At 68.7% G+C, this 23,893-nt stretch carries 22 protein-coding genes; 5 read left to right on the top strand and 17 right to left on the bottom strand.

Going from position 1 to position 23,893, the window contains the following annotated elements; genetic code table 11:
* Nucleotides 1–27: 27 nt before the first annotated feature.
* The 3 genes from KO481_RS21435 to KO481_RS21425 all read left to right on the top strand — a co-directional run bounded on the left by KO481_RS21435 (nucleotide 28) and on the right by KO481_RS21425 (nucleotide 1,583).
* Nucleotides 28–774, top strand: coding sequence for a hypothetical protein (locus KO481_RS21435; RefSeq protein ID WP_215919116.1), 747 nt, complete (start codon nucleotides 28–30; stop codon nucleotides 772–774).
* Between the two features lie 114 nt (nucleotides 775–888).
* Entirely contained in the window at nucleotides 889–1,257 is a 369-nt protein-coding gene (locus KO481_RS21430) for a hypothetical protein (protein WP_215919115.1), read from the top strand.
* Complete coding sequence (locus KO481_RS21425; RefSeq protein ID WP_215919114.1) at nucleotides 1,257–1,583, top strand: hypothetical protein; 327 nt, start codon at nucleotides 1,257–1,259, stop codon at nucleotides 1,581–1,583. The genes KO481_RS21430 and KO481_RS21425 overlap by 1 nt, the downstream gene beginning before the upstream one ends.
* A 378-nt stretch (nucleotides 1,584–1,961) precedes the next feature.
* Here KO481_RS21425 and KO481_RS21420 read toward each other — a convergent pair whose 3' ends face one another.
* From KO481_RS21420 to pruA, 5 genes are all read right to left on the bottom strand, one after another.
* The gene (locus KO481_RS21420) at nucleotides 1,962–2,270 is read right to left on the bottom strand and encodes a hypothetical protein (RefSeq protein WP_215919112.1); all 309 of its coding nucleotides are present in this window, start codon (nucleotides 2,268–2,270) and stop codon (nucleotides 1,962–1,964) included.
* 466 nt (nucleotides 2,271–2,736) lie between these two features.
* Nucleotides 2,737–3,969 carry a helix-turn-helix domain-containing protein gene (locus KO481_RS21415; RefSeq protein WP_215919110.1) on the bottom strand — a complete coding sequence of 411 codons (1,233 nt, stop codon included), beginning with the start codon at nucleotides 3,967–3,969 and terminating at the stop codon, nucleotides 2,737–2,739.
* Nucleotides 3,970–4,078: 109 nt separating this feature from the next.
* On the bottom strand, nucleotides 4,079–4,237 hold the full coding sequence (locus KO481_RS21410) for a hypothetical protein (protein WP_215919108.1): 159 nt from the start codon (nucleotides 4,235–4,237) through the stop codon (nucleotides 4,079–4,081).
* A 330-nt stretch (nucleotides 4,238–4,567) separates the two neighbouring features.
* A complete protein-coding gene (locus KO481_RS21405; RefSeq protein ID WP_245401280.1) occupies nucleotides 4,568–5,542 on the bottom strand; it encodes a proline dehydrogenase family protein in 975 nt (324 codons plus the stop codon).
* A 4-nt stretch (nucleotides 5,543–5,546) separates the two neighbouring features.
* Nucleotides 5,547–7,196, bottom strand: coding sequence for an L-glutamate gamma-semialdehyde dehydrogenase (gene pruA, locus KO481_RS21400; protein WP_215919106.1), 1,650 nt, complete (start codon nucleotides 7,194–7,196; stop codon nucleotides 5,547–5,549).
* Between the two features lie 88 nt (nucleotides 7,197–7,284).
* Between pruA and KO481_RS21395 the strand changes: the two genes are divergently transcribed.
* Together KO481_RS21395 and KO481_RS21390 are read left to right on the top strand one after the other, a co-directional pair.
* The gene (locus KO481_RS21395) at nucleotides 7,285–8,931 is read left to right on the top strand and encodes a PucR family transcriptional regulator (RefSeq protein ID WP_308166723.1); all 1,647 of its coding nucleotides are present in this window, start codon (nucleotides 7,285–7,287) and stop codon (nucleotides 8,929–8,931) included.
* Between the two features lie 10 nt (nucleotides 8,932–8,941).
* The gene (locus tag KO481_RS21390) at nucleotides 8,942–9,604 is read left to right on the top strand and encodes a VOC family protein (protein ID WP_215919103.1); all 663 of its coding nucleotides are present in this window, start codon (nucleotides 8,942–8,944) and stop codon (nucleotides 9,602–9,604) included.
* Between the two features lie 73 nt (nucleotides 9,605–9,677).
* Here the strand turns inward: KO481_RS21390 and ileS are convergent, their stop codons facing one another.
* The 12 genes from ileS to ftsW all read right to left on the bottom strand — a co-directional run bounded on the left by ileS (nucleotide 9,678) and on the right by ftsW (nucleotide 23,877).
* The gene (gene ileS / locus KO481_RS21385) at nucleotides 9,678–12,854 is read right to left on the bottom strand and encodes an isoleucine--tRNA ligase (RefSeq protein WP_215919102.1); all 3,177 of its coding nucleotides are present in this window, start codon (nucleotides 12,852–12,854) and stop codon (nucleotides 9,678–9,680) included.
* A gap of 312 nt (nucleotides 12,855–13,166) precedes the next feature.
* Nucleotides 13,167–13,367 carry a hypothetical protein gene (locus KO481_RS21380; protein WP_215919101.1) on the bottom strand — a complete coding sequence of 67 codons (201 nt, stop codon included), beginning with the start codon at nucleotides 13,365–13,367 and terminating at the stop codon, nucleotides 13,167–13,169.
* Between the two features lie 100 nt (nucleotides 13,368–13,467).
* On the bottom strand, nucleotides 13,468–14,301 hold the full coding sequence (wag31, locus tag KO481_RS21375) for a DivIVA-like cell division protein Wag31 (RefSeq protein WP_215919100.1): 834 nt from the start codon (nucleotides 14,299–14,301) through the stop codon (nucleotides 13,468–13,470).
* A gap of 73 nt (nucleotides 14,302–14,374) precedes the next feature.
* Nucleotides 14,375–14,677 (bottom strand): YggT family protein, encoded by a 303-nt coding sequence (locus KO481_RS21370; RefSeq protein WP_215919099.1) that lies wholly within the window; start codon nucleotides 14,675–14,677, stop codon nucleotides 14,375–14,377.
* 124 nt (nucleotides 14,678–14,801) lie between these two features.
* Nucleotides 14,802–15,590 carry a cell division protein SepF gene (locus tag KO481_RS21365; RefSeq protein ID WP_215919098.1) on the bottom strand — a complete coding sequence of 263 codons (789 nt, stop codon included), beginning with the start codon at nucleotides 15,588–15,590 and terminating at the stop codon, nucleotides 14,802–14,804.
* 131 nt (nucleotides 15,591–15,721) lie between these two features.
* Entirely contained in the window at nucleotides 15,722–16,474 is a 753-nt protein-coding gene (locus KO481_RS21360) for a YggS family pyridoxal phosphate-dependent enzyme (RefSeq protein ID WP_215919097.1), read from the bottom strand.
* A 76-nt stretch (nucleotides 16,475–16,550) separates the two neighbouring features.
* Nucleotides 16,551–17,273, bottom strand: a complete 723-nt coding sequence (pgeF, locus tag KO481_RS21355) for a peptidoglycan editing factor PgeF (protein ID WP_215919095.1) — start codon at nucleotides 17,271–17,273, stop codon at nucleotides 16,551–16,553.
* Between the two features lie 99 nt (nucleotides 17,274–17,372).
* On the bottom strand, nucleotides 17,373–18,596 hold the full coding sequence (gene ftsZ, locus KO481_RS21350) for a cell division protein FtsZ (protein WP_215919094.1): 1,224 nt from the start codon (nucleotides 18,594–18,596) through the stop codon (nucleotides 17,373–17,375).
* Nucleotides 18,597–18,957: 361 nt separating this feature from the next.
* Entirely contained in the window at nucleotides 18,958–19,641 is a 684-nt protein-coding gene (locus tag KO481_RS21345; protein WP_215919093.1) for a cell division protein FtsQ/DivIB, read from the bottom strand.
* Complete coding sequence (gene murC, locus KO481_RS21340) at nucleotides 19,638–21,197, bottom strand: UDP-N-acetylmuramate--L-alanine ligase (protein WP_215919092.1); 1,560 nt, start codon at nucleotides 21,195–21,197, stop codon at nucleotides 19,638–19,640. The genes KO481_RS21345 and murC overlap by 4 nt, the downstream gene beginning before the upstream one ends.
* The gene (locus tag KO481_RS21335) at nucleotides 21,194–22,315 is read right to left on the bottom strand and encodes a UDP-N-acetylglucosamine--N-acetylmuramyl-(pentapeptide) pyrophosphoryl-undecaprenol N-acetylglucosamine transferase (protein ID WP_245401334.1); all 1,122 of its coding nucleotides are present in this window, start codon (nucleotides 22,313–22,315) and stop codon (nucleotides 21,194–21,196) included. Before KO481_RS21335 ends, murC begins: the two co-directional genes overlap by 4 nt.
* Nucleotides 22,316–22,413: 98 nt before the next feature.
* Nucleotides 22,414–23,877, bottom strand: a complete 1,464-nt coding sequence (gene ftsW, locus KO481_RS21330) for a putative lipid II flippase FtsW (protein WP_215919090.1) — start codon at nucleotides 23,875–23,877, stop codon at nucleotides 22,414–22,416.
* Nucleotides 23,878–23,893 lie beyond the last annotated feature (16 nt).

Raw genomic sequence — 23,893 nt, 5'->3', positions numbered from 1 at the left:
CGTGACATAGAAGAAAGGCGTAACCCCATGACGCAGCTCGCCAACTACACCCGGGAACCGCTGTCGGTCGATCTGCCGCCGCTGCAGGCCGAGCCGCAGCCCGACACACTGCCAGTCCCGTACAGCTACGCCCCCCGCGTGGCCGACGGCACGGTCACCGCCCGCGCACACGACACCCTCGAACGCGTCGCCGACCAATTTGGCAAGTTCCTGGCGACCATCGACCCCACGCATTACACCGCCGAGGGCATGCACGCCGCGATCGACCGATTCACCGGCAGCGACGCAGACAAGGCCATCGACAGCGCCCTCGACGAAGCAACCGCACTCCGCGACACCGCCAACGCCGACGCCGAATACGAACGCCAGAAGCTCATCATCCCCGGCGACGCCGCCGAGGAATCCCGCATGTCGCGATACTGGGAACGCACCCGCAGGATCCTCGACGGCAAGAACGGCATCGACGCCCTCACCCCCGTGTTGACCCAGACCATCGCCGACGCCAACCCCTCCCAACTCGGCACCTTGCTCGAAGAGTTGCAGCCATACCTCCAGTCCCGCGGCATCACGGCAAACGCGCACATCGAGGCCGAGCTACGCCGTCGGGCACCGCTCTACGTCGCCGCCCTCAAACGCGCCAACGCAGCCGAGAAGAGCAGGCAGACCATCCAATACAACGCCCAAACGCTCCGCCAGCGCATGAAGACCAGTGGCCCCTCCGGATGGCAGCGGCCCAAGTTCGTGGACGCCCGCACGTTCGATCCCGACCGCTGAGGGGGGGTAGGGGAACCCCTCCCCCGGGGCACACCAGCGGCACCGGGAGGCACTGCTGAAAATGCTGCCTGCATCCGGAAAATACCCGAAATCGACGACGAGAAAGGCCTCCTGATGGCCCGGAAATTGGCCGCTGTACCGGCGAAATCGGCGGGTGATCTGCTGGTCGAGTCGCTGTTGCAGGACTTCGACGACGCTGGCCTCGAGCCTGATTCGCGCGGCCGTGAACTGTTGGAGGCGGTGCGAGCCTTGCGGGACCGGATGGAGTCGCTACAGGCCGCGATCGCCGCGGAGGGCGAGACGTCGGTGTCATCCTCGGGGATGGTGCGCCTTCACCCAGGGATCGCCGAGCACAGGGCGCATGCTCGAACGCTGTCGCTACTGCTGGCGAAGCTGGAGGTCGGTGCGCCGGAGAAGAATTCGGCGAAGGTGCGAGCCGCAGAGGCGTCGTGGCGCTCCCGTCACGCGAAGCGGGGTGCGTGATGTTGCGGGCGAAGCGTTCGGCCGGCGGGGGTGTCCAGGCGCCGGACGGGCTACGTGCTCAGCTGATCGAGCGCTTGGAGGGGGAGCTCGCTCGGACGCGGGAGGCGTGCAGCAACGATATCCGGCAGATCTACGATTTCCGGCCCGAGGTGAAACGCTTGGAGGCGGAACTCGAGGAGTTGCGGGCGGGTGGCCCTGTGCAGGTGTTGCGGACGTCGCTGCCGCGGGAGGTGATGGCGGCGTGGCCGGGGGTGCGGTTGTTCACGCTGCGTGGGGATGGGGAGTTGGAGCCTGCCGAGTATGAGCGGGTCGGCCGGGCTGAGTGAGTCCGGCGTGAAGCGCGGGTCGAGTGCGACGGCTGGGCGACCTCCTACCGCCCGCTGGCGCCTCCCCGCCCGTCGGGGTGGGTAGGCGCTCAGTGCGTACCCACCTTCGGGGATCGCAGAAGTAGGCAGGTCAAGGGGTACCCCAACCCGGGTAACCCTACCCGAATTCGGGTACGCACCGGCCGCATACCCACGGATCATTTTGTCGACGCCAGCAAAATCGCTGGTCGCTGAGATTGTCGGCGTCGGCAAGCTGGGGGATGCGGCAGGCGCACCCCCTTGCGCATCACTTCCGGTTCTCCCACCATGCCCGCAACGCGCCGTAGCCGAGCACCGCGACGACAATCCCGGCCGCGATAGCCCACGGGAGCACGTCCATCAGTAGTTCCTCCCTGAATCCGGCCGGAGACGCCGGGCCTCGACGAGGGTTGTGTAGGCGGCGCGCTTTCGGCCGCAATCTTCGCGGTGGCAGAGGCGGTGTTGTTGCATCACGCGGTGTGCCTGCGGCACGTTGAACGGCTCGGCAGGGGCCTCGTGGAGCCAGCCGACGACGGGCCGGAGTCGCTGGGTCGGTGCTTCGCGGGCGGCGCGCACCTCTTCACGGTCGGCGCGCAGCATCAACGTCACCACGATGCCGAAGATCGCCGCGCAGACTCCGACCAGCACCCAGGCCGTGAGCGCGCTCATTGAGCCCTCCCTGCGTCGACGGCGATCCATTTCGAGAACGACAACCGGGGAGAAGCGGATTCGACCGGGCACACCGCCATGATCGAGTTCAACTCGAGCGGGGAGAGGTGTTCCGGCGAGGGGGTGATTAGACAGTCGACGTCCGATGCCCTGACTTGATCCACCAGGGGAATCAGGCTGGCGGTTGGCCAGAGCAGCATGTATCCCAGATGCCGCGCGAGCCGTTGCACTTGGGCTCGGTGCCATGCGGGCGTCTCGCTGTCCGGGTCGATCCACGCGAACGCCGTTGGTTGTGCCCTCACGTTGCCCTCCCTGGTCAGTGGAAGGCTTCAACGCCGGGGGCGGTGCAAGGCAGTTCAAGGGCGAATCTTGTCCGCTCACCCCGACGTCGAAGCTACAACCGACGCTATGACCTGCGGCACAGCACTTTTGTCCCGAAAGGACAGGAGGACAAATTGGGACAGGATCAGTGCGACTGTGGGCGGAGTTCGGGGGCGATGCCAAGCCGCCACGCCAGCCCGCGCAGTTCACGGCCGCCAGCATCCCGGCGGGCGGTGCGCAGATGGTTCGACACAGCCTCACGCACGAAGAAATCGCTCCGAACCTGTTGCGGCGCAAGGGATTCGGCCTTGACTAGCAATCCCATTCCCCGATCCTGGTACGCGGGATCGGCGAGCAGGGCGCACCCCGCCTCGGCGTAGTAGTTCGCCCGCCGGGACTTCGAGGGAATCGAGTCGATCGGTACGCCGTTCGCCCGCTCGACGGCCGCTATCCCGTCGCCCAGCTCGAGGCCGATCGAGGACCGCCACACGTCGACGTTGGTGCGGCCGAACCAGAGTCGCCCGAATGTGCCTATCTCGTCGTCCATGCGGTCAGCTACCGCGGCAGCCTCGGCAAGGTGAGTATCGGCGGTCGAGCGGTCGTCCTGGACCGCAGCAGCCAGAGCGGCAGACAGGTGGATCATGCCGTATGCCTCGATCACCTCGGGGTCGTCGAGGTGCTTCGATATCCGCTCGGAGGTGGCTATCGCCCGCTGGTACTGCTGTTCACGGGACATCGACCCGGACACGGTGCCACGCAGCCACGTCGTGAAACCGATCCATGCCGGCGAACCCAACTCCTCGGCGCAGGCTTGGGCGGCCTTCACCATCATGATCGGCAGGCCGCGCACGCCGAGCCGCTTCGCCGTGGTGGCGAGAGGGTAGTAGCAGCGAATCAGACCGATCAGGACTTCCTTACGAAGGTCCGGGCGGCGCACGTAGGCGGCGTGCAGTTCGATCAGGAGCTTCGGCGCCAGTTCACAGACGGCTGGGTAGTCGGTGGCTTCGCGCAGGGCTTCGGCTACCGCTAGGTCGGTGAGGATTTCCGGCCATTCGCGCAGCGGACCGCCGGGGTCGTCACCGAGTTCGCAGATCTCGAGGGCGTTCTCGATCGCGACCAGCCCGGCGTATGCGTCGGAGGAGACACCGCCGGTGCTCTCCCAGGGTTGCGCGCTGAACTCCGAGGGGGCGACGCGCAGCGCGTGCGCGATAGCTTCCAGAGTGCGGCGATTGGTGAGGGCTTGCTCCCCGCGCTCGAGGCGGCCGAGGTAGCCGTACGAGATTCCGGCGAGCCCGGCGGCCGTCTCGAGGCTTAAGCCGCGCCAGACCCGGATCTCGCGCAGTCTGCGGCCGACTTCGTTCGGCGGGATCTCGTTCATCAGATGCTCACTCTTCGGGGGGCGGGGAGCTATCAGCCAAGGGTAGCCGGGTACGCAGTCGGTACGCAGTAACAGCACTCACTACCCAACGCCAGACAACGCAGACAACCTACTTTCTGCAGGTCAACTCACCATCTTGGCGTGACTCCAAACCAGCAAACGCTAGATAGGAGTTGTCGTAGAACTCGATCGCGGTGCCGATGAAGCTGGCGACGGCAATGGCCCGCCCTGACATCGGCGCACCCGGCGCCGTCTGCTCCGAGGTCACCGCGGTGGACGCTGGGTCGGTCACTGTCTCCCTCATCACAATCGATCGAACCGCGCCATGTTACGGGAGGCGGATTCGACCGAAACGAGGCGGTTGCCACGCTGCTCGGCGGACGCGACAAGTTGGCGTCACTACAGGGGCATCGCGCCCGCCGAGCAGCGGTTCTCTTCCCCGGCCGTCCAGCATTGCCGGGGAAAATTTCCGAGGTAGCCGGGCCGCTCCCCCCTCATCGGGAGCGATCCGGCCCTACCACTGCCTCGCTGAGAACTATAGCATCATCTGCCACCGTTTGGTGGTACATGCCACTAATTAATGGAACAGTGGCGTGCGTCACAGCTCGGGGGCGGCTGCGCGCAGGAAGAACATCAGGTTCGCGGGACGCTCGGCCAGCCGCCGCACGAAGTAGCCGTACCACTGGTCCCCGAAGGGCACGTAGACCCGCAGATGCTGGCCCAGCCCGATCAGCCGCTCCTGCTCGGCGGGCCGGATCCCGTACAGCATCTGGAATTCGAAGTCCGTACCGCCGCGCGGCACGGCGGTCGCCAGCAGCGCCGCCGCCTCGATCATCGCCGGATCGTGCGTGGCCACCATCGGATATCCGCTGCCCCGCATGAGGATTCGAAGGCACCGCAGATAGGACTCGTCGACCTCGCGCTTGCGGCGGAAGGCCACCGATTCGGGCTCGCTGTAAGCGCCCTTGCACAGCCGGATCCGTGCGCCCTCGGCGGCGAAGGCACGACAGTCGGCCTCGGTGCGCCGCAGATAGGCCTGCAGCACGGTGCCGACGGTCTCGGGATGCTCGCGCCGCAGCTCGCGCACGATCGCATGCGTCGATTCGGTGGTGGTGTGGTCCTCGGCATCGACGGTCATCCAGATCCCCGCCGCGGCCGCGGATTCCGCGATCGTGCGGGCGTTGCGCAGCGCGACGGCGTGGCCGTCGTCCGGCAGCGCCTGCCCGAGCGCCGACAGCTTCACCGAAACCTCCAGGGGCCGCGGACCGCGCTCGCCCACCTCGAGCGGCAGCTGGGCCAGCTCGCCGATCAGACGCAGGTACTCCCCCGCCACCCGCTCGGCCTGCGCGGGATCGTGGGTGTCCTCGCCCAGGTAGTCGATCGTCACGAATCTGTTGCGCCGCACCAGATCCCGCACGGCGGCCAGGGCGGCGTCGCGGCTATCGCCAGCGACGAACCGGTCGACGATGCGCCGGGTGACCGGCATCCGGGTGATGCTGCGTTCGGCGCGCGCGGAGCGCGCGGCGGCCAGCAGGGCGGGCCGCAGAGGATTGGCCATGATTGGTACACCCATCTCGCTACGCCTCCGATTCGCTCGCCTGATGCGGATATTCGTGCGACGTCGCCGGGACGAAGGTCTCCTTGATCGAGCGCGGTGAGGCCCACCGCAGCAGGTTCAGCGGCGACCCGGCCTTGTCGTTGGTGCCCGAGGCGCGGGCGCCGCCGAAGGGCTGCTGCCCCACCACCGCGCCGGTGGGCTTGTCGTTGACGTAGAAGTTCCCGGCGGCGAAACGCAGTGCCTGGCTCGCCTTTTCCACCGCGTGCCGGTCCTGGGCGACGATCGCGCCGGTCAGCGCGTAGGCCGAGCCCGCGTCGACCACACCGAGCATGTCCTCGAAGGCGCCGGGCCGCGCGTCGTCGTAGACGTGCACCGACAGGATCGGGCCGAAGTATTCGGTCCGGAACGCCTCGTCGCCCGGATCGTCGCCCAGCAGCAGGGTCGGATCGACGAAGTAGCCCACGCTGTCGTCGCAGGTGCCGCCCGCGGCGACGGTCAGGCCCGGCGTCGACTTGGCGCGCTCGAGCACCGCGGCGTTGCGGTCGAAGGCACGCCGATCGATCACGGCGCCACCGAAATTCGTGAAGTCGGTGACATCGCCGTACCGCAGCGAGCCGACCTTGTCGATCAGCTCCGCGCCCATCCGCGCCCACACCGAGCGCGGCACGAATGCCCGCGAGGCCGCCGAGCACTTCTGACCCTGAAACTCGAAGGCGCCGCGAATCAGCGCCGTGCTCAGCACATCCGGATCCGCGGAGGGGTGCGCGAGCACGAAGTCCTTGCCGCCGGTCTCGCCGACCAGTCGCGGATAGCCGTGGTACCGGTCGATATTGGCGCCGACCTCGCGCCACAGATGCTGGAAGGTCCGGGTGGAACCGGTGAAGTGGATGCCCGCGAGCCGCGGATCGGTCAGCGCGACATCGGACACCTCGGGCCCGAAGCCGTGCACCAGATTGATCACGCCCGGCGGCAGCCCGGCAGCCTCGAGCAGCCGCATCGTGTGATAGGCGGCGAGGGCCTGGGTCGGGGACGGCTTCCACACCACGGTGTTGCCCATCAGAGCCGGCGCGGTGGGCAGATTCCCGGCGATCGCGGTGAAGTTGAACGGGGTGATCGCGTAGACGAACCCCTCGAGCGGCCGGTAGTCGGTGCGGTTCCACACCCCGGGCGAGGACTGCGGCTGGCCGGCCAGGATCTCGCGGGCGAAGTGCACGTTGAACCGCCAGAAGTCGACCAGTTCGCACGGCGCGTCGATCTCGGCCTGATAGGGCGTCTTGGATTGGCCCAGCATCGTTGCGGCGGCAATGGTTTCGCGCCACGGCCCGGCTAGCAGATCCGCCGCGCGCAGGAAGATCGCGGCGCGATCGTCGAAGGGCAGTGCGCGCCAGGAGGATGCGGCCTCGGTCGCGGCGGTCACCGCGTCGCGGGCCTCCTGCGCCTCGGCCACATGCAGCGTGCCGAGCACGGCCGCGTGCTGGTGTGGCTGCACCACATCGACCGCGGCTCCCGTGCCGGGACGATGGCGGCCATCGATCACGTGGCAGATCTCGGTGGGCTGCGAGGTCAACTCGGCCAGGGCCGCACGCAACCGGGCGCGTTCGGGGCTGCCGGGTGTATAGGAGTTGACGGGTTCGTTGGACGGTACAGGGACCGTGGTGATCGCGTCCATAGCGAGAAATAAACACCCTCCGGTGTGCTCACCCCTTGTTCGACCGGACGAATTGCACGATACGTTTTCGTCCGATTGAATGAAGAGTGTGAGCCACTTCATTGCGCTGTCGGAGCTGCTGTCGGCGCTCACCAGCGCGGTCGTCACGCTGGTCGACGCGCCGGCGGGCGAGGAGGTGCTCGTCGGGTCGGTGGCGTTCATGGACGTCGACGATCCGGCCCTGGAGTCCCCGCCCACCCAGCCGCTGCCCGAGGTATACCTGCAGGTCGGGGTGGGCGACGCCGAGGCGCAGCGGTGGCTGCGGGAGCTGGCGGCGCGCTGCCCGTCGCAGTACCGCCCGCGGGTGGTGTTCTCCAAGGGCGCGGACCGGCTGCGCGCGGCGGCCGCCGAGGCCGGGGTGGCGCTGGTGGCGGTGCACCCGCACGCGCGATGGGAGATGGTGCACGCGCTCATCGGGCGGATCACCGGACACGGCGAGACACGCAGCACCACCGCGGCGCCGCCGCTGGATACCGACCTGTTCGGGCTGGCGCAGTCGGTGGCCGAGTCGACCCGGGGGCTGGTCACCATCGAGGACGACCAGTACCGGCTGCTGGCCTATTCGGCCGACAACACCGCCAGCGCCGATGCCGTGCGACGCCTGTCGGTGCTGGGGCGGCAGGGCCCGACCGGGTACCTGCACTGGCTCCAGCGCGAGGGGGTCTTCGATCGGCTGCGCAATACCGGTGAGGCCGTGGAGGTTCCGGCCCAGCCGGAGTGGGATACCCGGCGGCGCATTGCCATAGGCATCCGGGAACCGGGTGGTCCGGGCATGCGTCAGCGCACGGTGCTCGGCACGATCTGGGTACAGGAGGGCGCCGAGCCGCTGGCGCCGGACAGTCCACGGGTCCTGCGCGGGGCGACATCCATTGCGGCGCGCGCCATCTGGCGCACCCGCCATGCGCCGACCGCCGACACGCTACTGATTCAGCGACTGCTCGGTGAGCACGGCGGCGACCTGGACATCGCAGCCTTCGCCGACACCTTCGGAATGGCGGTGAACGGTCGCGCGGCGATCGTCGGATTCGCCCGGCACACCGAGAGCGCCGAGGCAATGCACCGGGCCGCGGTCACACTCCGCCTGCACGCCAGCGCCTTCCGGCAGGACTGCGTGACGACGCTGATCGGCGACCGGCTCTATGTGCTGTTCCCCGAACACCATTCGGCAGAGCGGGTCACCTCGTGGACCCGGCAGGTGATCGGGCAGCTCGCCGAGCGGTCCGCGCTGAACCTGCGTGCGGCCATCGCCGCCCCGGTGGACGGGCTGGCCGACGCCGCCCGCGCCCGCGCCGAGGTGGACCGCGTCCTGGACCGCACCGCCGAACTGCCCGCCGACGAGGCCGTCACCACCCTGGCCCGATCGCGCACCACGGTGCTCCTTGCCGAAATCCTCACCCTCATCGGCGATCGCCCGCAGCTGCGCGACCCGCGCCTGGACACGCTCGCCGAGTACGACGAAAAGTATTCCGCGGACCTATGTTCCAGCCTGGAGGTCTACCTGGCCCATCGCGGCGACGTCCGCGCGGCCGCGGCCGACCTGCGCATCCACCCCAACACCCTGCGCTACCGCATCCGCCGCGCCACCCAGCTGATGGGACTGGATCTGGATTCCGCCCCCGACCGCCTGCTGCTGGAAATCCAACTGGCAGTACACCGTCAGGCCGACACCCCGCCACCGTCGCAGGTTCGGGCCTAGGCTCGAGGGCGTGAGTGAACTCGATCATCTGGTGCTGGCGACGCCGCGGCTGTCCGAGACCGTCGAGACGGTGGCCCACCTGACGGGCCTCGAGCCCGTCGAGGGCGGTCGGCACCCCGGGCGCGGAACCCGGAACTTTCTGCTGGGCCTCGGCGTGGGTCTGGGCCTGGGGCACGGCGGTTATCTGGAGATCATCGGCCCGGATCCGGACCAGCCCGAGCCCCCGAGTCCCCGGCCGTTCGATGTCGATTCGCTGGCCGGACCCCGGCTGGTGTCGTGGGCCGTGCGAGTGCAGGACATCGATGCGGCGATCGCCGCGGTCCGCGCACAGGGATTCGATCCCGGCGACGCGTCGGAGATGTCCCGCACCACCCCGCGCGGGGAGACGCTGCGGTGGCGGCTCACCGCCGGATCCCCCACCGGCCTGGTTCCGTTCCTCATCGACTGGGGCGACAGCCCGCATCCCTCGTTCGCGCTGCCGCGGCTCAACCTGCTGCGGCTGACCGCGGTGCATCCCGATCCCGACGCGATATCCGCTCGGCTGCGGGCGATCTCGGTCGACGTGGCCGAGGCGGACGACGCACCCCGGACCGCGGTCGCGGTGCGCCCCGGGATCCGCGAGATGTTGTCGGCCGTGGTCGAGGGCCCCAAGGGAGCCGTCGCCCTGTTCTGACCGGGCCCGCTGTGCCGGACGGATTCTCGGAAATCCGCCCGGCACACCGGACCGCTCGGCCCTGGCGATCGAGTCAGGCCTTGGTGATCGAAACCTTGACCCCGCCGACGATCTCGGACGCCGCCGCGCCCGCGTCACCGAAGGTCAGTGTCGTGGCGAGGATTTCGCCCGCGATCAGATCGCGATGGGTGTGCGCCCAGGCACTGTGCTCGACGGGCACATCCAGGACGACCGTGATCCGGTCGGAGACGTCCAGGCCCAGCGACTTGCGGGTCTCCTGCAGGTCGCGGATGAGGTCGCGGGCCCAGCCCTCGGCCTCGAGCTCCTCGGTGACATGCGAATTCAGCACCACCAGACCGGAATTGCCGGGCAGGGCGGCGGTGGATTCGGGTTCGGCGGCCACCAGGCGCTGGGTGTACTCCTCGGGCAGGAGTTCCACTCCGGCCGCGGTGACCACGCCCTCGGGGCTCTCGGACCATTCCCCGGCCTTGACCGCCTTGATCACCGTCTGCACCTGCTTGCCCAGGCGCGGACCCGCGGCGCGGGCGTTCACGACCAGCTCGAAGCGGCCGTGCGCGGCGACATCCGCGGTCAGGTCGACCTTCTTGACGTTCACCTCGTCGGCGATCAGATCGGTGAAGGGCGCCAGGGCCTCGGCGTCCGCGGCGGCCACGGTCACCTCCGACAGCGGCAGGCGCACGCGCAGATTCTGCGCCTTGCGCAGGCTCAGCACCGTCGAGCAGACCGTGCGGACCTCGTCCATCGCGGCCACCAGCTCCGGATCCCGCGGCAGCTCGTCGGCCCGCGGCCAGTCGGTCAGGTGCACCGAGCGCCCGCCGGTCAGCCCGCGCCAGATCACCTCGGTGACCAGCGGCAGCAGCGGCGCCGCCAGGCGCGCGGTGACCTCCAGCACCGTGTGCAGGGTGTCGATCGCATCGCGGTCCTCCTCCCAGAACCGCGAACGCGACCGGCGCACATACCAATTGGTCAGCGCGTCCGCGAACGAGCGCAGTTCCTCGCAGGCGGTGTCGATGTCGTACGCCTCGAGCGCATCGGTCATCACCTCGCGCGCCTGCGCCAGCTTGGCCAGGATGTAGCGGTCCAGCACATGTGGCGAATCGGTGCGCGGGGTACCGGGTTTCGAGGCGTACAGCTGCAGGAACGTCCACGCGTTCCACAGCGGCCGCAGCGCATGGCTCACGCCCTCGCGGATGCCGCGCTCGGTGACGATGAGGTTGCCGCCGCGCAGCACCGGCGAGGCCATCAGGAACCAGCGCATCGCATCGGAGCCGTCGCGGTCGAACACCTCGTTGACGTCCGGGTAGTTGCCCTTGGACTTGGACATCTTGAGCCCGTCGTCGCCGAGCACGATGCCGTGCGCGACAACGGACTTGAACGCGGGGCGGTCGAACAGCGCGGTCGAGAGCACGTGCAGGTTGTAGAACCAGCCGCGGGTCTGGCCGTTGTACTCGACGATGAAATCGCCGGGGTTGTGCGGGGACTCGGTGTCGGTGCCCTCGAACCACTCCTTGTTCTCGAACGGGTAGTGCACCTGCGCGTACGGCATCGAGCCCGAATCGAACCAGCAGTCCAGCACCTCGGGCGTGCGGCGCATCATCGACTTCCCGGTCGGGTCATCGGGATTCGGGCGCACCAGCTCGTCGATGGCGGGGCGGTGCAGATCCGCCGGGCGCACGCCGAAGTCACGCTCGAGCGCATCGAGCGAGCCGTACACGTCGATGCGCGGGTACTCGGGGTCGTCGGAGATCCAGACCGGGATCGGCGAGCCCCAGTAGCGATTACGGCTGATGTTCCAGTCGCGCGCGTTCTCCAGCCACTTGCCGAACTGCCCGTCCCGGATGTGATCGGGGACCCAGGTGATCTGCTTGTTGAGCTCCACCATCCGGTCACGGAACTTGGTGACGGCCACGAACCAAGACGGCACCGCCATGTAGATCAGCGGCTGGCCCGAACGCCAGCTGTGCGGGTAGGAGTGCTCGATCGTCTCGTGCCGCACCAGCTTTCCGGCGGCCTTGAGATCCTTGATGATGACCGGGTTGGCGTCGAAGACCATCAGGCCCTCATACGGCGGGACCATCGAGGTGAACCGGCCGCCCGGATCGAGCGGCTGCACCAGCTCGATCCCGTTGGCGGAGGCCACGTCCATGTCCTCCTCACCGAATGCCGGTGCCAGATGCACGATCCCGGTGCCGGAGTCGGTGGTGACGTAGTCGGCCGTCAGCACCCGGTGCGAGTTAGGGTGTCCGGCAAAGAAGTCGAACGGCGGCTCGTAGCGCAGGTCGGCCAGCGCGGCACCCGCGTACTCGCCGAGCACCTGCGGCTCCTCGCCGAACTCGCGCGCATAGTGCGACACCCGTTCGGCGGCAAGCAGATACTCCCTGCCCTCCTGCGCGCCGCCGGTGATCCGGATGTGCCGATACGTGATGTCGGGATGTACCGCGATCGCCAGGTTGGACGGCAGCGTCCACGGCGTCGTCGTCCAGATCAGCGCGCTGACCCCGTTCAGGGCGTGCAGCGGATGATCGCCCGGGACCCGCAGGACCATGCCGACGGTGACCGCCGGATCCTGGCGCATCCGGTAGGCGTCGTCGAGCCGGGCCTCCTGGTTCGACAGCGGCGTCTGCTCGTACCAGCTGTAGGGCAGGACCCGGAAACCCTGGTAGATGAGGCCCTTGTCGTACAGCGACTTGAATGCCCACATGACCGACTCCATGAAGTCCAGGTCGAGGGTTTTGTAGTCGTTGTCGAAATCGACCCAGCGGGCCTGACGGGTCACATAATCGCGCCACTCACCGGTGTAGCGCAGCACCGAGGATTTGACCGCGGCATTGAATTTCGCCAGGCCCATCTCTTCGATCTGTGATTTGTCCGTGATACCGAGCTGCTTCTCCGCTTCGAGTTCCGCGGGCAGCCCGTGGGTATCCCAGCCGAATCGCCGCTCGACCTTCTTCCCCCGCATAGTCTGAAATCGAGGGATTAAATCCTTGACATACCCGGTCAACAGATGGCCGTAGTGTGGCAAACCGTTGGCGAACGGCGGGCCGTCGTAGAAGACGAACTCCTGTGCGCCGGAGCGGTTCTCGATGCTCGCGTGGAAGGTGTCGTCGGCGGCCCAGTAGTCGAGCACCCGCCGTTCCAGATCCGGGAAGGACACCTGCCCGCCCGCGCCCAGATCGACGCGGGGGTAGGCGTCGTTAGGTGCGTTGCCTGGGGTTGTCTCGTCCGCCATCTCGGGACGTATCTCCTCGTGCCGGGCGCCTGCGGCGCAACCAGGGGCACGGGGACGATGCCGGCGCCGGTGCGCCGAAACCGCGGTACCACCCCGCTTGTCCGGTGCTGGCGGGCAGTGATAGCTCCGGACCTCTCATTGTGAGCTGTGACGGGCTCACCCGTTCGGTTCTACTGAGCGCCGCAGCTCGCGACGCCGTTCTTCCGAAGGCTCCCCGGTGATTGCCGGATCAACGCCGCACTTCAGGTTTGATTGTAGCCAGTGCGGTCAACACTATTTCCGGCGCACCTGACGGCCGGAGCGGACACGGCGTCAGTGTTTGACGTGACGACCGGGGCGCGACTGGGTGTCGTCATCGGAATCGCGCAGCGACAGCGCGCTCACCAGCAACAACACCGCGCCTATGACACAGACGACGATGCAGCCCCAGGCCCACACCACCGAACCGGTGGTCAGTGCTGCTACCAGCAGGGCAAATCCGATCGCCGCCAGGACGAGCGTCAGGACGAGCATGGTCACCCCCTAGGCGTGCCTGCGGGCTCGACGGTCTTCCGAGCACAACTTCGTGTTGCGCCAATCCCAGATTACAGAAGCGGCGGCTGTCGAGTCGAACTCAGTTGCCCTTGGCGAAGCTGGCAGGGACGTGGTTGCTGCCGGCCCCCTCGAATCCGTCGCCGCCGTCGACAGGCACCGCCGAGCCGCGGTTCTCCAGCTCCTCGAGCTGCGACTCCAGGTAGGACTTCAGCCGCACCCGATACTCGCGCTCGAAGGTCTTGAGCTGTTCGATACGGCTCTCGAGCACGCTGCGCTGCTGGGTGATGGTCGCCATGATCTCGCTGTGCTTGCGCTCCGCGTCGGCCTGCAGCGAATCGGCCTTCTCCTTGGCCTGGCGCAGCTGGGTGTCCGAACGGTTCTGCGCATCGGTCAGCAGGGTCTCGGCCTTCTGGCGGGCCTCGGACACCATGCCCTCGGAGCGGGTGCGCGCCTCGCCGACCAGTCGCTCGGAGTTAGCCCGCGCGTTCGCGAGGAGCTGCTCGGCCTCGGACTTGGCATCGCTGGTGAGCCGGTCGGCCATTTCCTGGGCCAGGCTGAGCACCTTGGCCGCCTGTAGGTTCGCATCGGCAACGCCGGTGTCCTTGACCGGTGCGGGCTGCGCGATCGGCATCGGCGCCACGGGCGTGACCGGTACGGGCTTGGGCGGTTCCGGTTGCGGCGGAGCCTGTTTCACTGCCTGCGGCGCCGGGCGGGGGGCCGCCTTCGCATCGGACAGCTCGACATCCAGCTCGGCAACCCGCTGGCGCAGGTCCGCGTTCTCCTCGATGAGGCGTGAGAGCTCCTGCTCGACCAGGTCGAGGAACGCGTCGACTTCATCCTCGTTGTAGCCGCGCTTCCCGATCGGCGGTTTGCTGAACGCGACGTTGTGCACATCGGCTGGGGTCAGCGGCATGGAAGGATCCCTTCACGCTTCGTACGGAGGTCTAGCGGTAGATCAAGCAAGCTATTCTTCTCGACCCATTCTGTCACACCGGCGCGCGCACCTGCCCGAGCGTGCCGGTGACGGACATCAAGATGAACACGATGAATATCAACACCATAATCGACAGATCGAGCCGAATTCCGCCCAAGTTCACCGGGGGTATCAGCCGTCGCAGCAGTTTCACCGGCGGATCCGTGATCGTGAAGACCACCTCGAGGAGGATGACGACGATCCCGCGGGGACGCCACTCACGGGCGAAGTTCCGGATGAACTCGACGATGATCCGGCCGATGAGCAGCAACCAGAAGACGAACAGCAGGAAGTTCAACACACTGAACAGGGCCACCCGCCCACTCTGCCTCAGATTCGGTGTCCTGCAAACTCCCCGCGCCGTTCACTACGGCGCGGCATCCCCCGCGCGTCGCGCGCCAGCCGGGTGCACGGCCGCGGCGCAACGTCCGATTAGAGCGTTATTTCTGGTTGTAGAAGCCGGTTTCGGCGATGCGGCGGCGCTCCTCGGCCGATACATCCACATCGGCCGGTGAGAGCAGAAACACCTTGGTGGCCACCTTGTCGAACGAGCCACGCAGCGCGAATGCCAGCCCGGCGGCGAAGTCGACCAGGCGACGGGCATCGGAGTTACTCATCTCCACCAGGTCCATGATCACCGGGGTGCCGTCACGGAAGCGCTCACCGATGATCGCGGCCTCGGTGAAGGTGCGCGGGCGCAGCGTGGTGATCTTGGACAAGGGGCCTCCGTCCTCGAAGACCGGCGAGCGGCGCGGGGCGGGCTCGAACCGGGCCCGCTCCTCCAGCCGACGCTCTTCCATCCTGCGCTCGACCTCGGGATCGACCGCCAGTGCACCGTGCGTGGTGCCGCGGATCATCGACGGGCCGGTGCCGAGACCACGCGAGCGCCCCGAGGGGGCCGACTCGATGCGGGTGGGCCGGCGCGGCGGCTCGTAGCGATCCTCCGGATAGGCGTCGTCACCGAATTCACTGCGCCTGGAGACGGTGTATCCGGGCTGGTAGGGAGCCTTATAGGCGGGCTCGGGGTAGTTCTGCTCCGGCTCGTAGCGATCGTCGTCGAAGCGGGAGCGGGCACCGCTCGCCTCGTAGCGGGGCTCGGCGAATTCGCGCGGGCGCCGGGCGCTGCGCTCCTCTCCACCCCGCGGGCCGCGGTCGTCGACGTAGTCGTCCTCGTATTCCTCGAGCGGAACCATGCCGAAGTAAGCCTTGAACCTGTGCAGCGTACTCATGCTGCCACCTCGCTGCGCTCGCTCATCTGGTCGACCTTCCTACGGCCCCGGCTGGCCTGGGGTGTTGAAGTCTTGCTCAATCCTCTCAGCCCCAAGCATATGTTTCGAATGTGACTGATGAGGTTTGTTTGCTATCCCGAGGTTATCGGTCGAGCGCCCATCAAGGCGGTACCGACACGCACACACGTTGAGCCGTGTCGAATAGCCGCCTCCAGATCTTCCGACATGCCTGCGGAGAGTTCGGTCCCCGCGGGGTGTTGCATTAACAATCGGGCATGCAGGGCGGCCAGTCGAGCAAACTCCGGCTCGGGGTCGACACCCACCGGAGGGATCGCCATCAGGCCCGCGAGCTGCAGATTTTCCGAGTTTGCGACCTGATCGGCCAAAGCGGGCAAATCGTCCGGAAACACCCCGCCGCGACCGGGATCGCGGTCGAGGCTGACCTGTAGCAACACACGCAGCGGAGCGACGCGCGCACCGGCCTCGAGGGCGGCCTCCGCACCGGCGTCAAGGGCGGTTACCAGGCGCGAACTGTCCACCGAATGCACCGTATGCGCCCACCGGGCAACGGCTTTTGCCTTGTTGCGCTGCAAGCGCCCGATCATGTGCCATTCGATGCCGGGCAGACGGCGCAACTGGTCCACCTTCGCCCCGGCCTCCTGCTCCCGCGACTCACCGAATTCACGCCGCCCCAGACCGTAGAGAATCTCGACGTCCGAGGCCGGAAAAAACTTCGTGACCGGCAGCAATCGCACCTGTGCCGGATCGCGCCCGGCGGCGTGGCAGGCGGCGTCGATCCGGTCCAGCAGACCCGTCAGCGACCGCGACAGCGCCTCGGCGCGCGTCCCGGATTCGATAGCGGCACTGGTTGATTCGCTCGTCATGACTCGGCTCCCCGGATTGCGACACTCGTCACGAAGCACCCCGGGCGTGTTCCCGGGCCGCTCTGCCCCTGCGCACTCACGCGGTTTCCATCCAGATAACACCCGCGATGCGGCCGGTCGGCGCGCCGCGGCGGTGGCTGAACAGCGTCCGGTCCTCGATCGTGCACCGCGGATCGACCGCGACGGCGCCCACGCCCGCCGCCTCGAGCTGCCGCCGGATGCCCGCGCGCAGGTCCAGGCCCGGGGTGCCCTTGGCCGTCGTGGTGGCGCTGCCGGGCAGGTGCGCCTCGACGTCGGCACGCATCGCCGCCGGGACCTCGTACTGCCGCCCGCTGGCCGCGGGGCCGAGGAACGCACCGATACGTTCGGGACGGGCGCCGACCGATTGCATCGCCTCGAGCACGCGCGGCACGATTCCGATCCGCGCACCCACCCGGCCCGCGTGCACGGCCGCGATCACCCCGGCCTCGTCATCGGACAGCAAGATCGGCACACAATCGGCGGTCAGCACCACCAGCGCCAGCCCGGGCACGGTCGTCACGAGCGCGTCGGTGACCGGCACGGGCTCCGGCCGCGGTCCGTCCACGATAGCCACGGTCCGGCTGTGCACCTGCTCCATCCAGACCAGCCGGTCGGGTGCGAGCCCGATCCCCTCGGCCAGCCGCACCCTGTTGCGGCGCACCGCGTCCGGATCGTCCCCGACGTGATCACCGAGATTGAACGAGTCGTACGGGGCCTTGGAGAACCCGCCCGCCCGCGTCGTGGTCACCCGTCTGGTCCGCACCGTCACCGAAGTCATACCCCCGAGATTAATCGCGCGTCCGGCGCCGCCCCACGCCCCCAACGCGAAACACACCCGCTCCTTGGCGCGGGAGCGGGTGTGTTCGGCAGGAATTTCTCAGCGCCGCATGAAGGACGGCACGTCGACGTCGTCGTCCGAGTCCTCGTCGGGAGGCTGGATGTGCGCGCGGGAGTTGTGGGCGACCGTAGGCTCCACGGCCGGGCGCGGCTCGTAGGACGGTGCGGGGCCTCGGGATACCGGCGCCGCCGCGGGCGGAGGTGCGGGATCCGCGGTACGCGAGGGGAATTCGCGGGCATGACTCTGGCCGACCTCCCCGGCCCGCGCCGTGCCGATGGTGGAGCGGGTGATCGGCGCGTCCAGGCGCCGCGTCGGAGCGCCGCTGTCGAACCCGGCCGCGATGACCGTGACGCGAACCTCATCGCCGAGCGAATCGTCGATGACGGTGCCGAAGATGATGTTCGCCTCGATGTGCGCGGCCTCCTGCACCAGCGAGGCGGCCTCGTTGATCTCGAACAGACCCAGATCCGACCCGCCCGCGATCGACAGCAGCACCCCGTGTGCGCCGTCCATCGAGGCCTCCAGCAGCGGCGAGTTGATCGCCGACTCGGCGGCCTTGACCGAGCGGCCCTCGCCGCGCGCCGAGCCGATGCCCATCAGGGCCGAGCCGGCACCCGACATCACGCTCTTGACGTCGGCGAAGTCGACGTTGATCAGGCCGGGGGTGGTGATCAGGTCGGTGATGCCCTGAACACCGTTGAGCAGCACCTCATCCGCGGAACGGAACGCATCCATCAGGCTGACGGCCGCGTCGCCCAACTGCAGCAGCCGGTCGTTCGGGATGACGATGAGCGTGTCGCAGGATTCGCGCAGCGCCTGGATGCCGGCTTCGGCCTGGTTGCTGCGGCGCTTGCCCTCGAACGAGAAGGGCCGCGTCACCACGCCGATGGTCAGCGCGCCGAGCTTGCGGGCGATGCTCGCTACCACGGGCGCGCCGCCGGTGCCGGTGCCGCCGCCCTCGCCGGCGGTGACGAAGACCATGTCGGCGCCCTTGAGCACCTCCTCGATCTCGTCCTTGTGATCCTCGGCGGCCTTGCGGCCCACCTCCGGATCCGCACCGGCGCCCAGGCCGCGGGTGAGCTCACGACCGACATCGAGCTTGACGTCCGCATCACTCATCAGCAGCGCCTGCGCGTCGGTATTGACGGCGATGAACTCGACTCCCTTGAGTCCCTGTTCGATCATTCGGTTGACGGCGTTGACGCCGCCGCCGCCGATACCGACGACCTTGATCACTGCAAGGTAGTTGTGCGGGGGCGTCATGGGCTCTCGCCTTCCTTCGATCTAAAGCCTGTCGTTTTCGGAATCTCGGCAGAGCGCCGACCCCGGGTGGTTTCGGCCCGGCTAACCCGGGCTTCCGCCCGGAAACCCTAAACCTCAACCACAGGGTTGGAGTTATGTCAAGTATCCGACTGCTGCGGAACGCTATTCGTACCCGCCGCAATCCGCGCGCAGGCGCGCCGACGCGAGAACCAGAATCTTGTGCGATCCGTCTCGTCCGAGCCCGCCCCGCATCGTATCGCGAACCGCCACTCCCGGTGTGGTGAATCGTTCCTAGTGCCCGCGGCAGTTCGGCGTGTATCGCGACACGCGCCGAAAACTGCAAGGGCACAACGGGTATCACTCACCTTACCGTGACCAGGTCGGGACTCGAAACGTCGTATACCTTTCCGGGACGTGTGAGTACGGGCAGCACCACCGCGGCCTTGCGCACGGAATCGGCCGCGCCGCCCCACAACACGGAGCGGCCGTCGCGCAGATCCAGCTCGATGTCCGAAACCGACCGCGCCACAACCCCACCCACCTGGGGCCGCAGCCCCGGCGGGGTGGCGTCCAGCACCTGCACCGCGGCCCTGGTCACCGCGTCGCTATCGCTCGGATGATCGGTGGTTAGCTTGGGCACACCGGGAGGCGGTGGCTCGATGGCGAATTCGACGCCCTCGTCGTCGAGCAGGTGCGTGCCCTGCGGGCTGTCGAAGTACAGCGCCGCGGCGCGCTCGGTGATCGTCACCCGCACCGTGGACGGGAAGACCCGCTGCACCCGCACCTCGCGCACCCTGGGGATGGTGGCCACCCGCCGCGCGACGGCGTCGGTGTCCAGCCGCAGCATCGACACACCATCGGGCACCTGCAGCGCGTCGCGCACCTGCTTCTCGGGCACCGTCTTCAGGCCTTCGATGACCACGCTGCGCACCGCGAGCACCGGCGTGAACCACGCCACCGCCGCCAGCGCGATCCCCACCACCGCAACCGACAAGCCCCACACGAGCATTCGGCGCGAGGGCGGCCACGCGGGCACGAGCCTCATCGCCCAGTGGACGGGCGCACCCGCAGGCCGTCCAGGATCTGGCCGCCGAGCATCGTCACATCGCCCGCGCCCATGGTGATCACCACGTCACCCGGACGGGCCAGGCCCGCGGCCTGCCGGCCCACCCGCGACATATCCGGTTGATAGTGCACGGGTTTGGAGACCGCCTGGGCCACCAGTGCGCCGTTCACCCCCGGCAGTGGCTTCTCACGCGCGCCGTACACGTCCAGCACCACGACCTCGTCCGCGACATCGAGGGCGGCGCCGAAGTCCGCCGCGAATGTCGCTGTGCGGCTGTACAAATGAGGCTGGAACACCACGATGACCCGGCCCTGCCGCGAGCGCGCGCCGTCGGCGGCCTCCTGCCGGACCAGCTCGGCCGCGGCGCCGAGCACCGCGCGCACCTCGGTCGGATGGTGGGCGTAGTCGTCGAACACGCGCACCCCGTTCTCCCGGCCGACGAACTGGAATCTCCGGTGCACCCCGCCGAAACCCTCCAGTCCCTGCAGGATCTCCCCCACCTCGGCGGGAGCGACACGGCCGGAGGCGGCAGCCTGCGTCACCACGGAGGCCCCCGTGGACGCCGCATCGGGCACGGTCCGCCGGCCGTCGCGCGCGGCCAGCAGGGCCGCCAGGGCGTTCAGGGCCATGTGGCGTCCGGGCACGTTCAGCCGCAGCGTGCGCGGCGCGGGCTCGTCGTCGAGCTGGAACGTGGCCATGCCGCCCACATCGCGCGGCTCCCAGGCCAGCAGTCGCGCGCCGACCGGCACCGGGGCATCGGCCAGCTCCCCCGAGCCGTAGCCCAGGACGCGAATGTCCAGATCCCGGACCGCGACCCGCTCGGCCAGGGCCCGCGAACCCGGATCGTCCAGGCACACGACCAGCAGTCCGCCCGGCGTGATTCGCTCCACGAAATCGTCGAAGACCTGTACGTAGGCCTCATCGGTGCCGAAGAAGTCCAGGTGATCGGACTCGATGTTGGTGACCACCGCGACGTCGGGATCGTATTGCAGCAGAGAACCGTCCGACTCGTCCGCCTCGGCGACGAAGAAGCCGCCCGTGCCGTGATGGGCGTTGGTGCCCGCCTCGTTCAGCTCGCCTCCGACGGCGAAGGACGGATCCAGGCCGCAGTGCTGCAGCGAGACGACCAGCATCGAGGTGGTGGACGTCTTGCCGTGCGTCCCCGACACCAGCAGCGTGCGATGCCCGCGCATCAGCTCGGCGAGCACGGCCGGGCGCAGCAGCACCGGCACCCCGCGCCGCTTCGCCTCCACGAGTTCGGGATTGTCCTTCGGGATGGCCGCATAGGTGGTGACCACCGCGCTGGGCCCGCCGGGCAGCAGATCCAGCGCCTCGGCGTCGTGGCCGATGCGGACCTGGGCGCCGCGGGCGCGCAGCGCGAGCACGCCGCGGCTCTCCTTGGCGTCCGAGCCGGACACCGCGCCGCCGCGGGCGAGCAGAATCCGGGCGATGCCGGACATGCCGGCGCCGCCGATGCCGACCATGTGGACTCGCTGCAACAGCGGGGACAGTTCGGTCTCTCGCTCGCCGGTCATCGCGCCGCCACCTCCATCACGATCCGCGCCACCGCGTCGGCGGCGTCCCGGTGGCCCGCCCCGGCGGCGGCCGCGGACATACCGGACAGCCGCGCCGGATCGGTCAGCAGCGGAATCACCTCGTCTATCACGTATTTCGCCGTCAACTCCGCGTCGGGCACGATCTTTCCGCCACCCAGCGCCACGATCGGACGGGCATTGAGCTCCTGCTCGCCGTTGCCGTGCGGCAGCGGCACGTAGAACGCTGGGAGCCCGACCGCCGACACCTCGGCCACCGTCATCGCGCCCGCCCGGCAGACCGCCGCGTCCGCCGCGGCATACGCCAGATCCATCCGCGACACATACGGCACCGCAACATATTTCGCCGCATTTTCGAGAGCCTGATCCATCCGCACTGTAACATGCGGCACCGCAACGTATTTCGCGACATCGTCCGGGGCGGCGGCCACCTGGACCGAGTTCTTCGGTCCGTGCGCGTGCAGCACCGAAATTCCCGCCGCCAGCAGCTGCGGCGCGGCCGCGGAGACCGCCTCGTTGAGCGTGCGCGCGCCCTGCGAACCGCCGAACACCAGCAGCACCGGACCGTCCGCGGGCAGTCCGAAATGCTCCCGGGCGCTCGCGCGCAGCCCCGCGCGGTCCAGCGTCGCGATCGCCGCGCGCACCGGAATTCCGACGATCTCGGCGTCGGCGCGGCCCGCGGCCCGCACCCCCGAATTCGCGACCGCGGCCAGCACCCGCGCCGCGCGGCGCGCGCCGACCTTGTTCGCGATGCCCGCTTTCACATTCGCCTCGTGCACCACCACCGGCACGGCCCGGCGCCCGCGCAGGCCGCGCCCGGCCGCCAGGTAGGCGGGCAACGCCACATATCCGCCGAACCCGATGATCACATCGGCCCGCACGGCGTCGATCACCGCCCGGGTCTGCGTCACCGCCGCGCGGACCCGGCCGGGCAGGCGCAGTAGATCGGCGGTGGGCTTGCGCGGCAGCGGCACCGGCGGAATCAGCTCCAGCGGATATCCCCGTTCGGGCACCAGCGTCGTCTCCAGACCGCGCCCCGTGCCCAGCGCCGTGACCCGGATCGAGGGGTCCAGCCGGCGCAGCGCGTCCGCGACCGCCATCGCTGGTTCGATGTGCCCGGCGGTGCCACCGCCGGCGACGATCACCGAGAGCGCCCGTCCCCCAGCCTCGTTCTCGCTGGGCCGCTCTGCGGACGTTGTCACCTGGAGTTACCCCGTTCTCTCGCGTGTGTCGTCGGATAGCTGGGCTCCCAGGCCCGCGTGCTCCGCCACGAGGCAGCGCCGCGGCTCTCGCGCCGTGCCGAATCCGAATCTACCCGGCGCCGGCCCGTCGGCAGTGCGCGCTGTGACCGCCGGCCGCCGCCGGACCCGCTGCTCAGGGACCGCGCGGGCGCGCGCCGACCGGCACTCGACCGCGCGGCACCGGGCCGGGCCGGGGTGTACATCTCCGGCCTGGGCAGCCGCAGCAACCTGCTGAACCGCCCGTCCTGCCCCGCGTGCAGGGCCGATACCGCCTCGGGTTCGTGCCGGGCCGCATTGGCGATGATGCCGAACATCAGCAGGGTGATCGCCAGCGACGAGCCGCCCGCGGACACCAGCGGCAGCTGCAGGCCGGTCACCGGCAACAGCCCCACGACGTAGCCGATATTGATCAGCGCCTGACCGGTGATCCACGTCGTCGCGGCGCCCACGAGTAACCGCAGGAACGGATCCACCGAGCGGGCCGCGATGCGCAGCCCGGTGTAGACGAACAATGCGAACAGCCCCAGCACCAGGGCACAGCCGAGGAATCCGAGCTCCTCGCCGATGATCGCGAAGATGAAGTCGTTGTGCGCGTTGGGCAGATAGCTCCACTTGGCCCGGCTCTGGCCCAGCCCGCGGCCCCAGATCCCGCCGTCGGCCAGCGAGAACATGGCCTGGCGCGCCTGATAACCCATACCCTGTGGATCGTCACCGGGATTCAGGAACGCGCGCATGCGGTCCGACCGGTATCCGGCGGTCAGGGCCAGCACCAGCGCGGCCACGACGCCGGACACCCCGATCGTCACGAACAGCCGCAGCGGCAGCCCGCCGAACCAGAGCAACGCCACCAGGATGATGCCCACCGCGATCGTGGTCGACAGGTTCGGCTCGAGCACGATCAGCAGACAGCAGAGCAGCCCCGCCGGCACCAGCGGCATCAGAATGTCCTTGTATCCGGCGGACCGGACATCCTCGCGCCGCGTGGCCAGCAGGTGCGCGCCCCAGACGATCAGGGTCACCTTGACGATCTCCGAGGGCTGCAGATGTATGAAGCCGAAACTGAACCAGCGCCGCGAACCCTGTACCTCCGAGCCGATTCCCGGAATCAGCACGAGGACCAGCGCCAGCACCGACAGGGCGAACATCGGAAAGGACAGCCTGCGCAGCAGGCGCAGCGGAATGCGCAGCGCCACATAGAACAACACCGTGCCCAGGACCGCGAATATCGCCTGCTGAATGAACAGCGAATACGCCGAGCCGTCGTCGGCATAGGATTCCACGCTCGACGCCGACAGCACCATCACCAGGCCGAGCACGGTCAGCAGCGTCGCAATGGTGACGACGAGATGAAAGGAGGCCAGCGGGCGCGCCAGCCAGGCGCCGAACCACGTACCCGAATTCCCGCGCGCCGCTTTCGTCACGATGCCGCCTCGCTAG

Origin of the sequence: Nocardia albiluteola (genome assembly GCF_018860155.1) — a bacterium.
Lineage (GTDB): Bacteria > Actinomycetota > Actinomycetes > Mycobacteriales > Mycobacteriaceae > Nocardia > Nocardia albiluteola.
This window is presented reverse-complemented; position numbering and strand designations above follow the sequence as displayed.

Excerpts from the sequence above, each read along its gene's own strand:
- pgeF (WP_215919095.1), bottom strand. The coding sequence starts at position 17,273 with ATGACTTCGGTGACGGTGCGGACCAGACGGGTGACCACGACGCGGGCG.
- KO481_RS21405 (WP_245401280.1), bottom strand. The coding sequence starts at position 5,542 with ATGGGTGTACCAATCATGGCCAATCCTCTGCGGCCCGCCCTGCTGGCC.
- murC (WP_215919092.1), bottom strand. The coding sequence starts at position 21,197 with ATGACCGGCGAGCGAGAGACCGAACTGTCCCCGCTGTTGCAGCGAGTC.
- KO481_RS21430 (WP_215919115.1), top strand. The coding sequence starts at position 889 with ATGGCCCGGAAATTGGCCGCTGTACCGGCGAAATCGGCGGGTGATCTG.
- KO481_RS21380 (WP_215919101.1), bottom strand. The coding sequence starts at position 13,367 with ATGCTCGTCCTGACGCTCGTCCTGGCGGCGATCGGATTTGCCCTGCTG.
- KO481_RS21345 (WP_215919093.1), bottom strand. The coding sequence starts at position 19,641 with ATGAGGCTCGTGCCCGCGTGGCCGCCCTCGCGCCGAATGCTCGTGTGG.
- ileS (WP_215919102.1), bottom strand. The coding sequence starts at position 12,854 with ATGGCGGACGAGACAACCCCAGGCAACGCACCTAACGACGCCTACCCC.
- KO481_RS21415 (WP_215919110.1), bottom strand. The coding sequence starts at position 3,969 with ATGAACGAGATCCCGCCGAACGAAGTCGGCCGCAGACTGCGCGAGATC.
- pruA (WP_215919106.1), bottom strand. The coding sequence starts at position 7,196 with ATGGACGCGATCACCACGGTCCCTGTACCGTCCAACGAACCCGTCAAC.
- ftsZ (WP_215919094.1), bottom strand. The coding sequence starts at position 18,596 with ATGACGCCCCCGCACAACTACCTTGCAGTGATCAAGGTCGTCGGTATC.
- KO481_RS21420 (WP_215919112.1), bottom strand. The coding sequence starts at position 2,270 with ATGAGCGCGCTCACGGCCTGGGTGCTGGTCGGAGTCTGCGCGGCGATC.
- KO481_RS21425 (WP_215919114.1), top strand. The coding sequence starts at position 1,257 with ATGTTGCGGGCGAAGCGTTCGGCCGGCGGGGGTGTCCAGGCGCCGGAC.
- wag31 (WP_215919100.1), bottom strand. The coding sequence starts at position 14,301 with ATGCCGCTGACCCCAGCCGATGTGCACAACGTCGCGTTCAGCAAACCG.
- KO481_RS21335 (WP_245401334.1), bottom strand. The coding sequence starts at position 22,315 with ATGGCGGTCGCGGACGCGCTGCGCCGGCTGGACCCCTCGATCCGGGTC.
- KO481_RS21360 (WP_215919097.1), bottom strand. The coding sequence starts at position 16,474 with ATGACGAGCGAATCAACCAGTGCCGCTATCGAATCCGGGACGCGCGCC.
- KO481_RS21435 (WP_215919116.1), top strand. The coding sequence starts at position 28 with ATGACGCAGCTCGCCAACTACACCCGGGAACCGCTGTCGGTCGATCTG.
- KO481_RS21365 (WP_215919098.1), bottom strand. The coding sequence starts at position 15,590 with ATGAGTACGCTGCACAGGTTCAAGGCTTACTTCGGCATGGTTCCGCTC.